This is a genomic window from Roseibium sediminis (assembly GCF_008711325.1).
In the GTDB taxonomy this organism is placed as follows: domain Bacteria; phylum Pseudomonadota; class Alphaproteobacteria; order Rhizobiales; family Stappiaceae; genus Roseibium; species Roseibium sediminis.
Genome location: NZ_VXDB01000018.1, coordinates 84474 through 97978, shown reverse-complemented (window position 1 = coordinate 97978; position 13505 = coordinate 84474). Strand labels below are relative to the sequence as shown.

Genomic DNA, 13505 nt, shown 5'->3' with positions numbered 1-13505 from the left:
GCAATCATGTCTTCGCCGCCCATTGTGCGAAAAAAGCAGATGCTTTGCGCATCACCTCATTTTCTTCCTTCAGCCGCTTGTTGTCACGACGCAGTTGCGCCAGCTCAGCTGCCTCAGCCTTGCTTTGAGCCAGAGCCGCAGCCGAGCCGGCTGCCAACAGGTCAAGGTGCCAGCTCTTCAGCTGACCGCTCGTCACCCCAAGCTCACACGCAAGGCTGGCATATGTGACCCCGTCCTCGGATAAACGGGCCACCGCTTGCTCCTTGTACTCTGGGGTGAACCGTCGTCTCGTTTGCTTCGTCATAAGCATCTCCCGTTCCAAAGGTTAATTTAACCCCTGGTCCGGGATCTCGGGGCAAGGTCAGGTCATTCCGAGAGCGGGCAGTCTTCGTGCCAAAGTTTGTCATCTCGGTTTCAATGGATCCCCGATCAAGTCGGGGATGACACTCCGAGGATGAGGCCACTTTCCATGGCTCACTGCGATTACGGCCGGGCAAGTCGTCCGAGGACAATCGGAAAATGTCACCTCCACGCCGCACCGGATCAAAAACGGTGATCCGACACGGGTTTTGACATCTCTTCTGCTTGCATCCGGCTCAAGCTTCCGCCAAACATCCGGCCATGTTGCAAGTATCTGATCTCACCTATCGCATTGGCGGCCGTCTTCTCATCGACAATGCCAGCGTCACCCTGCCCGGCAAGGCCAAGACCGGCCTTGTGGGCCGAAACGGCGCGGGCAAGTCGACCCTGTTCAAACTGATCACCGGGGAGCTTTCATCGGAATCGGGTTCCGTCCAGATCCCCAAGCGCGCGCGGCTTGGACAGGTGGCGCAGGAAGCACCGGGCAACGAGATCAGCCTGATCGATACGGTGCTGGCCGCAGATACAGAACGCGCGCAGCTTTTGGCCGAGGCCGAGACAGAAACCGATCCGCACCGCATTGCCGACATTCACATGCGCCTTGCCGATATTGATGCCCATTCGGCAGAAGCCCGCGCAGGCGCGATCCTGTCCGGCCTTGGCTTTGATGCCGAAGCCCAGAAGCGCCCCTGCTCCGCCTTTTCCGGTGGATGGCGCATGCGTGTCGCGCTCGCGGCCGTTCTCTTTGCAGAGCCGGACCTTCTGCTCCTCGACGAGCCGACCAACTATCTCGATCTGGAAGGCACGCTCTGGCTGGAGAATTACCTCGCCCGCTATCCGCATCAGGTGCTGCTGATCTCCCACGACCGCGACCTTCTGAACAAGGCCGTGGACAGTATCGTGCATCTGGAAGGCGGCAAGCTGACCTATTATTCCGGCGGCTATGACAGCTTTGACCGCCAGCGGCGCGAGGCGATGATCCTGCAGGCCAAGGCGAAGGAAAAGCAGGACGCGCAACGAAAGCACATGCAGGCCTTTGTCGACCGCTTCCGTGCCAAGGCCACCAAGGCCCGCCAAGCCCAGTCGCGCCTGAAAATGCTGGAGAAGATGGAGCCGATTGCCGCGCTGACGGAAGAATCGAGCCGCCCCATCCACTTCCCCAACCCGGAAGGTCGCCTGTCCCCGCCGATCATCAAGATGGACAAGGTCTCCACCGGGTATGACGGCAAGCCGATCCTGAAGAACATCACGCTGAACATCGACACCGATGATCGCATCGCCCTGCTCGGCGCGAACGGCAACGGCAAGTCAACCTTCGCCAAGCTGATTTCCGATCGCCTGCCCGCCATGGGCGGCGAAATGGCGAAATCGTCGAAGCTGAAGATCGCCTTCTTCGCACAACACCAGCTGGACGAGCTGCGTCCGACGGAAAACGCCGTCGATCATGTCCGCCTTTTGATGCCCGATGCCCCAGAAGCCAAGGTGCGCGCCCGTGTGGCCCGCTTTGGCCTGCCGACAGACCGGATGGATACCCCCGCAAAAGACCTGTCCGGTGGAGAAAAGGCGAGGCTCCTGCTGGGGCTGGCAACGTTCCACGCCCCGCATCTGCTCATTCTTGATGAGCCGACCAACCACCTCGACATTGACGCCCGCGAAGCGCTGGTTCTTGCGCTGAACGAGTTTGAAGGCGCTGTTGTCCTGATCAGCCACGACCGGCATCTGGTCGAGGCCTGCGCTGACCGGCTCTGGCTGGTCTCAAATGGCGGTGTTGCACCCTATGACGGCGACATGGAGGACTACAAGCGCCTGATCCTGCAAGGGCCTGATGCGCAACGGAAATCAGACCCAGCAGAGGACGCCCAAAGGGAAAATGCGCAGGAAAAGCGCAAGGAAGCCGCTCAAAAACGCATTCAGCTGAAACCACTTCAAGAGAAGATCAGGGCAGCCGAAAAGGAAATGGCTCGTCTGCAGGAAAAGATCGAAAAGCTGGACGAAGCCCTCGCCGATCCCGCCTTTTTCCAGACCGACCCGGACCGCGCTACCAAATTCGCCAAGGAACGTGCCTTCTGCGAGAAGAAGCTGATCAAGACGGAAGAAGAATGGCTTGAACTTTCGGCAGAATTTGAAGAAGCCAGCTGAACCGATTCACAACGCTGCGGCAGCTACCTGAACCATGACTGGAAGCATCCAGGAAATGAGGAACCTCGGCAAGGCAACCGCGCAGATGCTTGCCGAGGTGGATATCCTCACCGAAGAGGATCTTCGAAACATCGGAGCCGTCGAGGCCTTTGCCCGCCTGAAGTTCCGCTTTGGCTCAAACGTGACGTTGGTCGCGCTCTATGCACTGCACGGAGCGTTGATCGACCGGGACTGGCGCGACATAACGCCTGAAGAAAAAACCCAGCTGAAGGCGGCCTATGGAACTCGGGCTTAACCGCTCGAGGTTACCGGAAACGTCGGGACCCCACTCTCCCTGTAGGATTGAATGTTACCTATCGTGGTTTCGGCGATGGTCGAGAGCGCTTCTTCGGTGAAGAAGCCCTGATGGCTGGTGATGATGACATTCGGAAAGGTCAGCAACCGGGCAAAGAGATCGTCGGGAATGTAGGAACTGGAGAGGTCCTCGAAGAACAGACTGCTTTCTTCTTCATAGACATCCAGACCAAGCGATCCGATGTGACCACTTTTCAGCCCGCGCAAAACGGCCTGCGTATCAACGACCGCCCCACGTGACGTGTTGATCAGCATCACTCCCCGCTTCATCTGCGAAACGACCTTGTCATCAATCAGATGATGGGTTTGCGGTGTCAGCGGGCATTGCAGAGAAAGGATGTCTGAAGCTGCGAAAAGATCATTCAAGCCGACATAGTCAACCCCCATGGCGACACAGGCGTCATTGGGTGTCGGGTCAAATGCCAGAACCTTGCAGCCGAACCCGAGCAGGATACGGGCGAGACCCTCGCCAATCAGACCAGTCCCGACAATGCCTGCCGTCTTGCCGTGCATGTCAAAGCCCATCAGGCCGTCGAGGGCAAAGTTGCCTTCCCGCACCCGGTTATAGGCCTTGTGGGTCTTTCGGTTCAACGTCAGCATCAAGGCGACCGTGTGCTCGGCCACCGCATGAGGCGAATAGGCCGGCACCCGGCAGACAGTGATACCATTGGCATCAGCTGCTTTCAGGTCCACATTGTTGAATCCGGCGCAGCGCAGCGCGATCAGCTTGCAGCTTCCTGCCGCCAACACCTCAATCGTCTCCGCACAAACGTCATCATTGACGAACACGCACACTGCATCTGCCCCGCTTGCCAGAGCCACCGTTTGTGCATTCAAACGGCTTTCGTGAAAGCGCAGATCAAACTGGTCTCCGACGTTCTTCTGCAAAACGGTCTGTTGCAGGTAGCGGGTGTCGTAAGGCTTGGTGCTGAAAACATCGACACGAAAAGGCGTTTTGGGCATCGGGCAGATATCCGGAAAGAGACAAATCAACAGCGTCCGTGCGCAAACGCGAACTGCCGGTTGTATCTACCCTGCTTCATTCACCTTTTCCACCGGCCCGCCCTGTGCCGATTTGTCATGCGTCAATTTACAGCCAAACATCCTGAAAGGACATTGTAGCCACAAAAGCAGCAAAGAATGCATAGGTAATACTAAAAACGGACAGCGCGAAAGCCGGAAGCCTGGCTCCCCTAAGCCTATAAATCAGGAGCACCGCCACCAATATTTGAATAACTATAAAGGCCAATAAGATCGGCTGATCGCTCCCATCCTTCAGCTGCCCCCGGTAAACACCAGCCACTATTAGAAGTAATTGGCTCAACAGCGGCAAAATTGCAAGAAAAAATAGAGCTTTCCTCTTCAAAACAGCACCTGAAACTAAACCAATCATAAGTGATATAACACCAAAAAGCGGTATTTGACTTAATGCTCCAGCGCTAAACGGAGAAAAAGCCGCTTCAAAATACCACTCAGGAACAGCGAAGAACAACCAAACCGCGTTTCCGTTCATTCGTTAAACTCTTTCACTAATTCGTATGATCGGAAATTGAAAAGCCAAGAAACAATACACTTGACGATCACGACATGTGATCTGACTAGTCATCCACCTTTTCCACCGGCCCGCCCTGCTTTGCCCAATCGACAAAACCGTCTTTCAGGTGGGCGGCGGCGAAGCCCATGTCGTTGAGGGTCTTCACGGTGATGGCGGAGCGCCAGCCGGAGGCGCAGTGGAAGATGAAGCGTTTGTCTTCGCCGAAAATGTCCTTGAAATACGGGCTTTCTGGATCGACCCAGAATTCGGCCATGCCGCGTGGGCAATGAAAACTGCCGGGAATGAAGCCGGAGCGTTGGCGCTCACGGATATCGCGCAGATCAACGAACTGGACGTTCGGATCTTCAACAAGCGCGATGGCGTCTTGTGTCGGGATTTCTTCAATGGCGGCGCGGGCCTGCGCCACCAGATCGGCAGAGGAGACTTTCAGTCTGGTTGCCATTCTTGAATGTCTCCTCGGCCTTTTGTCGTGGTGATCAGAGAGCCGGAATACGCAGCACCTGACCCGGATAGATCTTGTCCGGATGGGACAGCATCGGCTTGTTGGCTTCAAAGATTGCCTGATACTTGGAGCCGTTGCCATACGCCTTTTCGGCAACCGCCCACAGCGTGTCACCCTTTTCAACCGTATGGAACTTTGCTTCCGGCTCTTCGGCTGCGACAGCGATTTCCTCTTCCACCTTGGCAACACCCTTCAGGTTGCCGGCAGCGAGAATCAGCTTTTCGCGCGCTTCCTGAGACGGAGCGGCACCCGCGATCTTGACCGTGTCGCCGTTGACTTCAACCTTCACCTCGCCATCGAGGCCGAGGTCAGCCACTTCCTTTTCAATGGCCTTGGCATTGTCTTCCGGCGCATCGTCGCTGCCCCAGAGGCTCTTTCCCGCATCCTTCACGAAATCGAAGAAACCCATAACTCTTGATCCTTTTGCAAACTCGCGTTTATCCCCGCCGCGAGACCCGTTCGGGCCTTAGCACACGTATTCGCAGTTTTAGCGAGATTGCAAGGTCGAATCCGGAATCTGCCGCATGGTTTTCAAACTGCTGCAGCCATAAACGTGAATCGATTTGTGAGGTTCAACAACAGCCTTCACGCACCGCGGCGAAAGACAGCAAGAACATGCGGAATTCGTCGCCCGGGCCGCTCGATCGCAAAATAGCTTTCGGTTTCAAGCGTTAGTCCCAATTCCTCAAACGCCGCCCATTCTGATGGCATCACCGGCCAGGGTGGGCCGTTAGCGCTGGTCCCATCCTCGCGAACCCGATTGAGGAAGAGCAGTCGCCCACCCGGCGCGATGAGGCTGGCAATGGCGCCGAAAGCTGCATCCCGCAACTCTCCGTCCAGAGCCTGAACCGTATAGCTTTCGTGAACGAGATCAAATGCGCCCGTCCACTCCTGAGGCAGGTCGAACAGGTCCGCAGCCTTGTAGGAAACAAGCGTCTTGGGAAAGCGCCGCCGCGCCCATTCCACAGCTTCCGCTGACAGGTCGAAGGCGGTTGTTGAATAGCCAGCCTCTGCAAGAGCTTCCGCATTGTCGCCAAGCCCGCAGGCTATATCGATGGCCTTCTTGCCGGTGCCAGGATGTTTCTTCAACCAGCCAACCAGAGCCGCCTTCGGCGCCAGGTCCGCCCAGGGAATCGCCGCGGGGTCCCCTCCGGCCCGCACATAAACCTCATTGAACCAGGTCTGGCGATCCTCGGCATCCCCGCCCTTTGCCCCGGTCAGGTCGTCCAGTTTCTGGCGCGCCTGATTGCGGCGCTCCATGAAATCGACATCCTCGTGAACCGTCCCCCCACTCATGCCTTCTGCTCCCATCCTCCATTGGGTGTCTGTTGCCAGTAGGTTACGCTGAAGCCTTCCGCCTTGGCCAGCTTCCAGTTCTGCCGGGCTTCGGCAACGGCTTCCTCGTCCCGCCCGTCAAACATGAAGATCGCCCGTGTATAGCCATGCAGCGGAGGTGCCACCGCGCGGTCGACCATGAAGCGCACATCCGCCTGATTGGGATTGTCCCCCTCGCAGGTCAGATAGATCGGCTGATGCTCTGCGTCTCCGTCCGCCTTGGTTCCATGCGGGAGAAAGCTGTCGTCGGAATACGTCCACAAATGCGCGTCCAACGCGGCACACCGCTCCTGCGATCCGGTCTGAACCACAACACCCCAGTCCCGCTCCAGACACTTTGCGAGAAGCTGCGGCAGCGCCTCTTCGAGGGGCTTGTGAAGAAGGTGATAGAAAACGACGTCGACACTCATGAGCGTTGCAATTTGCCCCTATCAGCTACCTGGCGTTTTGTGATGCAGCGCAGCAACACCCGTGCTTAGAATAATTCACAGGCTATTCACTCCATGGACTTCCAGCTTCAGTCGTATCATTAACGCTTCGCAAATGTCGAACGACTAAAGATTTTTGTCGGGGACGGTCTTGCAGCCGGAACAAATCGGCCAGCGGACCCGATGCAGAACTGTTGGGGGATGAATGTTCACGCGTATCATGGTGTTCTTTGCACTGGTAATGGTGATGGCCGGTGCAACGGCAGGCATGGGCCTAATTGTGACGGAGCCGGCAACGGCCTGTCAGTCTTACAAGACCTGCTGATTTTTTTAAAAAATCAGACATCAAAAAACCCGCCGTTACCGGCGGGTTTTTCGTATCTAGGCGCTTACTTGCCTTCGTAATTGTCCGAAACAAGTCGGTCCAGCAGGCGCACGCCGTAACCGGACGCCCAGGACTGGCAGATATCCGTCTTGGGTCCGCCAAAGGCAGGGCCGGCAATATCCAGATGAACCCAGGTGGTTCCCTCCTGCACGAATCGCTGAAGGAACTGGGCAGCGGTGATGGAACCGGCCCAACGCCCGCCAGTGTTCTTCACATCGGCATTCGGCGTGTCGATGATCTTGTCATATTCCTTGGAAAGCGGCATACGCCAGACGCCTTCACCGGTCGCATCGCCTGCTGCCTTGAGCTGATCGGCAATCGTATCGTCATTGGCATAAAGACCCGCGTTCTGCTGGCCAAGCGCCACAATGATTGCGCCGGTCAGGGTTGCCAGATCGATGACGAAGGCAGGTTTGTATTTTTCCTGCGTGTACCAAAGTGCATCGGCCAGAACGAGACGGCCTTCCGCATCCGTATTCAGGATTTCAATCGTCGTGCCCGACATTGCGGTCACAATATCTCCCGGACGCTGTGCATTTCCGTCCGGCATGTTTTCCACAAGACCAATCACGCCAACGGCATTGACCTTGGCCTTACGGGCAGCCAGCGCATGCATGACGCCCACAACGGCCGCAGCGCCGCCCATGTCGCCCTTCATTTCCTCCATGCCGCCAGCCGGTTTGATGGAAATGCCGCCCGTGTCGAACACGACGCCTTTCCCCACAAAGGCCACAGGTTTTGCACCCTTCTTTCCACCGTTCCAGCGCATGATGGCGAGGCGCGGCGGTCGAACGGAACCTTGGGAAACGCCCAGAAGCGCAAACATCTTGAGCTTCTTCATTTCCTTCTCGCCGAGGATCTCGATTTCAGCTCCCAGCTTTTCAAGTTCAGCCGCCCGCTCTGCAAACTCGACCGGGCCAAGATCATTCGCCGGCAAGTCCACGAGATCGCGCGCCAGCAGGACACCGTCCGCAATAGCTTCCTGTGCTGTCCACGCTTTCTTGACGGCCTTAAGGTCCGAAACGCCGATCTGAACAACAATTGCGGATTTTGGACCGTCTTCTTCCTTGCGGGTCTTGTAGGCGTCGAACTTGTAGGCGCGAAGCTTCATTCCTGCCGCAAACGCAGCAGCATCGGTCGGAGAAACAGCCCCTGCATCGGCACCTTCGAGCGCGACATAGACGGCCGAAACCTTCGCCTTCTCGAGAGCACCCAACATGGCCCCGCCAAGGTTCCACCAGTCGTTTTCCTTCAGCTCGGCAACTTTCCCGAGACCGACGACAAGGAGGCGATCGGCAGAAGCGCCGGCAGGCGCGATCAAATCCAGCGTCGAGGACTTCTTGCCCGAAAATCCGGCAATTCCCGCAGCTTTCGCCAGCGCCTTCGTATCCCCACCAAAAAGATCGTTCAGCACAGCTCCGCCTGCCATGTCGCTATCGACAAAGGCGACAACCACCCCATCCTTCGGTGCGGACAATTTTCCGAAGGACAGTTTCTTGAGAGAAGTCATTTTGGGATCCCGGTTCCGGTTATGGAGAATTGACATCTAGGCTGGCACACGTTGCGGGCGAAATAAACTCGTTTTTTCAAAGCAATCCCTGACTGTTTTACCCGCGTCGAAAAACCTGATTGCATAAAATTTTAACCATCTTTATTGATGGCGCGTTCACCAAAACCGTGGCTAATATGCCCCTTCGAGCCGCATTGTAATTCAAGCCGTTAGGTCTTTTTGCACGTTATGAAAACTCTGGAACGTTATATTTTCAGACGTGCGGTCCTTGTCTTCTTCATGGCCATGGCTGCGATGGCCGGTGTTGTGTGGGCGACCCAGGCACTCCGGCAGCTTGATCTCGTGACGTCCAAGGGACAGACGATCGTCCAGTTCATCGGCATCACGATGCTGGCGATGCCGTTCCTGCTGGTGATCGTGGCGCCTTTCGCTCTCATGATCGCCCTCGTTCTGGTGCTGAACGCTCTGTCTGGCGACAGCGAGCTGATCGTCATCGATGCAACCGGCGGCTCAAGGTTTCTGGTCTTGAAACCGGTTCTCCTTTTCGCCCTTGCCGTGATGACCCTGACCGCAAGCCTCTCGCTTTATGTGGCTCCAGCCGGTCTCGGGCAACTGCGCGAGGAAATCACACGCGTACGTGCGGACCTCGTCGCCAACATCATCAAGCCGGGCCATTTCATCAATATGGATGCCGGCCTGACATTCCACATCCGAAACCGGTCAGGCAACGGGACGCTGGACGGCCTACTTCTGCACGATGTGCGCGACAAGGACACGGCCTTTACCTATCAGTCGGACACAGGCCACATTGTCGAGATTTCAGACCGGACGCTGCTGGTCATGCAAAACGGTACGATCCAGCGCAAGCCAAAAGGCGCAGGCGACATATCGATCGTTCGTTTCCAATCCTATGCGTTCGATCTCTCCAACCTGATCCCGGAAGCCTCCGAACCGGTTTACAAGGCCAGCGAGCGCTCGACCTACAATCTGCTCTATCCGGGCGCTAATGATGCCTATGCGCTTCAGCACCCGGATAAACTTGTTTCGGAACTTCACGAACGCCTCAGCCAGCCGCTCTATTGCGTGGCCTTTGCGCTGATCGTGTTCGCGTTTCTCGGCAAGGCCAGAACAACCCGCCAAAGCCGTGGGTTTGCCATACTGGGTGCAATCACATCCTGCATATTGGTTCGCACAGCGGGATTTGGCGTGACGGCTATCGCCAGCGGACTGACGGGCCTGCTCGTGCTTCTTTACCTGGTTCCGCTTGCCGCAATGGGCATAGCGACATGGTCGATCCTCTCCGAAAATCGAGGTCCTGCCCCTCGTTGGGTCACGGAGCTGAATGAGCGCGTGACAAACTTGATCGACAAGATTTCCGCCCGCCTCAGTGGCCACCAGCAAGGCGGTGCGTCATGATTCTCGGGCGTACCCTGACTGTCTATTTTTCGGCCCGCTTCCTCAGGTCGATCCTTGGCCTTTTCTTGCTGGCTGCAGTGCTGATTTTCTTGTTTGACGTTCTTGAACTTGTTCGCCGCGGCGGGGATCAGGAAGGTTTCACCGTCCTTCGTGTTGCAGTCATCTCGTTGCTTCGGGTTCCCCTGTTGCTGGAACAGGTCATTCCCTTTGCAGTCCTGTTCGGTTCGATCCTCGCGTTTGTTACTCTTTCCCGCGCACTCGAACTGGTTGTTGCCCGTGCCAGCGGGATTTCCGTCTGGCAATTCGCCACACCTGCCGTCGTCGTCGGACTTCTGATCGGCATCCTCTCGGTTGTCGCTTACAACCCGATGGCAGTCTGGCTGCAGCACAAGTCTGATGAAGTTGCATCGGGATTGTTTGGGTCGGAACAGAGCTTTCTGTTGCAGACAACGCAGGATGTTTGGGTGCGCCAGGACGGACTGGACGGAGAATCGGTCCTTCTTGCCAAGCAACTCCTTGATGGTGGCACGCTGCTTCTCGATGTGACGATCTTTGCGTTCGACAAGGAAGGCTCCTTCAAGGAACGCATCGAAGCTGCAGAAGCGCGTTTGGGAGAGGAAATCTGGAACCTGGTGGACGTTACCGTCTACACCACAGAACGTGACCCGCAAGCCTATGGCCGATATGAAATCAGCACATTCCTGACGGCCACAGAGGTGCGTGAAAGCATCGGCTCTCCCGAATCGATATCGTTCTGGAAACTACCCAGATTCATCGAATTGGCCCGAAACGCCGGGTTGCCCGCCTATCGGTATACACTTCAGTATCAGACTCTTCTTGCCCGCCCCCTGCTTTTAACAGCAATGATAATCATCGCAGCGGCGGTTTCCCTTCGGGTATCCCGATTTGGTGGGTTGGGAAGCATGATTTTGGGTGGAATCGTCGCCGGGTTCGTGCTTTACGTTCTCTCCGAGCTTGCCAAGGACTTTGGCGGTGCGGGTATTGTTCCTCCGCTCGTCGCAGCCTGGGCGCCTGGAGTTTTTGGAGTACTTATGGGTTTGACGATCCTGCTACAACAGGAAGACGGGTAAGAAATCGTGATGCGTATCCTCACATCCTTGCCTGTTGACGTCGCAGACAGACGCCCCACGAAGTTGCGTTTCCTTGCAAAGCTGCTCGGAACCGTGGCCGCGATCGCGCTTGTTCAGGCCGGAAATTTTGCAACACTGGCACACGCGCAGGATGGAGTTGAGTCCGGCCTGGTTGGCGACCTTGATCCGAATGCGGAACTGGCTCTTGAATCCGATAATCTGACCTATGACTTCGATCGCGACCTGATTATCGCGACCGGTGACGTCCAGGTTTTCTATGACGGTGCAACGGTCGAAGCTCATAAGATCGTTTTTGATCGCAAGAATGGGCAGCTCAGCGCCTATGGCAATGTGATCCTGACCGAGCCGGACGGAAACGTGATCCGGACCGAGGAAATCACGCTTTCCGAAGATTTGGCCAACGGATTTGCCCGTGCGCTGCGCGTGGAAACCGCTGATCGCACGCGCATCACAGCCGATAGCGCTGAACGCGCCAACGGCAACACCACGACCTTTCAAAACGGCACGTACAGTGTCTACACCGGGCCGAAGAACCCGCCGGAAAAACCGCCGCTCTGGCGGATCAAATCGTCAACGATCATCCATGATAAACAGTCGAAGACGATCACCTACGAAGATGCCCGATTTGAATTCTTCGGGGTACCGATCGCCTACTTCCCGTATATGTCCATGCCGGACCCGTCTGTAAAGCGAAAATCTGGATTTCTGATCCCGAACTACGTTTTGTCGGACAAGCTGGGCTTGGGTGTATCCGTTCCCTATTATTGGGCCTTGAACCCGCACTATGACCTGACAACGACCATCACCCCCCTTACCCGTCAGGGTGTTCTGGGGGACGCAACCTTTCGCCATAGGCTCCGCTCCGGCGAATATACGATTTCGGCAGCTGGGATCAGCCAGGCGAACCAGTCGGAATTTAGCGGAACAAGCGGCGACAAACAGATCCGCGGAGCCGTTCGAACGACTGGTGCGTTTAACCTGACAGACAAATGGACCTACGGTTGGGATCTGATCCACAAGTCAGATCGTGCATTTCTTGCCGACTACAGCTTCACAAGCCTTGGCAACACCGAAAGATCAAACATATATCTTGATGGCTATACCGACCGGAATAGCCTGACGTTTCAAGGTTACGCGTTTTCGATCTCGCAGGAAGATTATCGAAACACCGCTTTGGATGCAGGCAAAGGTTTCTCGCCTGTTGGTCAGCAGCTCCAGGACAAGCAGGCTTTCGTTCTCCCTGTCATCGACTATGACTACGTGTTCAGCGATCCGATCGTGGACGGCGAGTTGTCACTGAAGGCCAATTTCACTTCGCTCACGCGTGCGGAGACCGATGCCTTCTCCCCTGACGGAGGAAACACCACGCGTTTCCGCGGCGTAGACGGCACATTCTCCAGACTGTCGGGCGAAGCCGAATGGCGTCGCACGTTCATCGATCCGCTCGGGCAGACATTCACTCCGTTTGCCTATGTTCGCGGTGATCTCTTCTGGCAGGCGTCATCCGACAATGATGTTGATCAACTGGCGGAAGAGGATTTCGCTGGTCGAGCCATGCCTGCAGCCGGTATTGAGTACCGCTATCCGATCGTCGCGACCTTCAATGGCGGAAACCAGATCATCGAACCAATCGCACAAGTCATTGTGCGTCCGGACGAACAGCGTATCGGCCAGCTGCCGAACGAAGACGCACAAAGTCTTGTATTCGATGCAACGACCCTATTCGAATACGACAAGTTCTCCGGCTTTGACCGCGCCGAAGGTGGGTCGCGCCTGAATCTTGGTCTGTCCTACAAGCTACAGCTGGACGGAGGCCACTATCTGAGTGCTCTCTTCGGTCGCTCTATACAGTTGTCCGGAGACAACTCCTTTGCCAAGGCAGACATTCTTGGCGCAGCCTCTGACTCTGGTCTTGAAAATCGTGAGTCCGATTATGTCGGCAGCCTCTATCTAGACACCCGTTACGGCGTGAAGGTAGGAACTCAAGCGCGCTTTGATGATGAAGATTTCTCCGTCAATCGTTTGCAGGCTCAGGCGCTGGCAACCTATGGTCCGGTCGTATCGTCTCTGACCTATGCCTTCCTTAACAAGAAGCCGAGCCTCGGCATCACCGATCCACGTGAGGAAATCGTCGGGTCAGCCAGCTTGAAACTTCTGGAAAACTGGCGGCTTTATGGTTCCTTCCGGTATGACCTTGAGAACGAAAACTTTGTTCAGGACGGTCTCGGCGTCGGTTATGACGACGAAGGTTTCTCCTTGTCGCTGTCTTACCTTGAAGACAGAAGCCGCAACGATGGTGAAGCGACGAACAAGACGATCTACTTCCGCATTGGCCTGCGCACGATCGGCGATTTCCAGCTATCTCAGGGGCTGGGGCAGCAATAAGCCCCGGCTCAACCAACCTGTTCT

13 protein-coding genes are annotated in these 13505 nt (G+C 56.3%); 5 read left to right on the top strand and 8 right to left on the bottom strand.

Annotated elements, in window-relative coordinates:
• Nucleotides 1–4: 4 nt before the first annotated feature.
• Nucleotides 5–304: a transposase gene (locus tag F0155_RS17310; RefSeq protein ID WP_150525804.1), complete on the bottom strand. Its 300-nt coding sequence runs from the start codon at nucleotides 302–304 to the stop codon at nucleotides 5–7.
• Nucleotides 305–621: 317 nt separating this feature from the next.
• Between F0155_RS17310 and F0155_RS17305 the strand changes: the two genes are divergently transcribed.
• Nucleotides 622–2499 (top strand): ABC-F family ATP-binding cassette domain-containing protein, encoded by a 1878-nt coding sequence (locus tag F0155_RS17305; RefSeq protein WP_150525803.1) that lies wholly within the window; start codon nucleotides 622–624, stop codon nucleotides 2497–2499.
• A gap of 34 nt (nucleotides 2500–2533) precedes the next feature.
• Entirely contained in the window at nucleotides 2534–2794 is a 261-nt protein-coding gene (locus tag F0155_RS17300) for a TfoX/Sxy family protein (RefSeq protein ID WP_150525802.1), read from the top strand.
• On the opposite strand, the gene F0155_RS17295 is transcribed toward F0155_RS17300, so the two are convergent.
• From F0155_RS17295 to F0155_RS17265, 7 genes are all read right to left on the bottom strand, one after another.
• Complete coding sequence (locus F0155_RS17295) at nucleotides 2791–3816, bottom strand: 2-hydroxyacid dehydrogenase (RefSeq protein WP_150525801.1); 1026 nt, start codon at nucleotides 3814–3816, stop codon at nucleotides 2791–2793. The genes F0155_RS17300 and F0155_RS17295 overlap by 4 nt on opposite strands.
• Nucleotides 3817–3943: 127 nt before the next feature.
• Nucleotides 3944–4366 carry a hypothetical protein gene (locus F0155_RS17290; RefSeq protein WP_150525800.1) on the bottom strand — a complete coding sequence of 141 codons (423 nt, stop codon included), beginning with the start codon at nucleotides 4364–4366 and terminating at the stop codon, nucleotides 3944–3946.
• A gap of 85 nt (nucleotides 4367–4451) precedes the next feature.
• Nucleotides 4452–4850, bottom strand: coding sequence for a rhodanese-like domain-containing protein (locus F0155_RS17285; protein WP_150525799.1), 399 nt, complete (start codon nucleotides 4848–4850; stop codon nucleotides 4452–4454).
• 34 nt (nucleotides 4851–4884) lie between these two features.
• Nucleotides 4885–5319 (bottom strand): peptidoglycan-binding protein LysM, encoded by a 435-nt coding sequence (lysM, locus tag F0155_RS17280; protein WP_150525798.1) that lies wholly within the window; start codon nucleotides 5317–5319, stop codon nucleotides 4885–4887.
• 176 nt (nucleotides 5320–5495) lie between these two features.
• Nucleotides 5496–6206: a class I SAM-dependent methyltransferase gene (locus tag F0155_RS17275; protein ID WP_208999336.1), complete on the bottom strand. Its 711-nt coding sequence runs from the start codon at nucleotides 6204–6206 to the stop codon at nucleotides 5496–5498.
• Nucleotides 6203–6655: a DNA polymerase III subunit chi gene (locus F0155_RS17270; RefSeq protein WP_150525796.1), complete on the bottom strand. Its 453-nt coding sequence runs from the start codon at nucleotides 6653–6655 to the stop codon at nucleotides 6203–6205. The genes F0155_RS17275 and F0155_RS17270 overlap by 4 nt, the downstream gene beginning before the upstream one ends.
• Before the next feature lie 407 nt (nucleotides 6656–7062).
• Entirely contained in the window at nucleotides 7063–8568 is a 1506-nt protein-coding gene (locus F0155_RS17265; protein WP_150525795.1) for a leucyl aminopeptidase, read from the bottom strand.
• 228 nt (nucleotides 8569–8796) lie between these two features.
• Here F0155_RS17265 and lptF point away from each other — a divergent pair, with 228 nt between their 5' ends.
• Genes lptF through F0155_RS17250 form a run of 3 tightly spaced genes read left to right on the top strand, consistent with a single transcriptional unit; the run spans nucleotide 8797 to nucleotide 13481 of the window.
• Nucleotides 8797–9984, top strand: coding sequence for an LPS export ABC transporter permease LptF (lptF, locus tag F0155_RS17260; protein WP_150525794.1), 1188 nt, complete (start codon nucleotides 8797–8799; stop codon nucleotides 9982–9984).
• Nucleotides 9981–11075: an LPS export ABC transporter permease LptG gene (gene lptG, locus F0155_RS17255; protein ID WP_150525793.1), complete on the top strand. Its 1095-nt coding sequence runs from the start codon at nucleotides 9981–9983 to the stop codon at nucleotides 11073–11075. The genes lptF and lptG overlap by 4 nt, the downstream gene beginning before the upstream one ends.
• Before the next feature lie 9 nt (nucleotides 11076–11084).
• Entirely contained in the window at nucleotides 11085–13481 is a 2397-nt protein-coding gene (locus F0155_RS17250) for an LPS-assembly protein LptD (protein ID WP_192913833.1), read from the top strand.
• Nucleotides 13482–13505 lie beyond the last annotated feature (24 nt).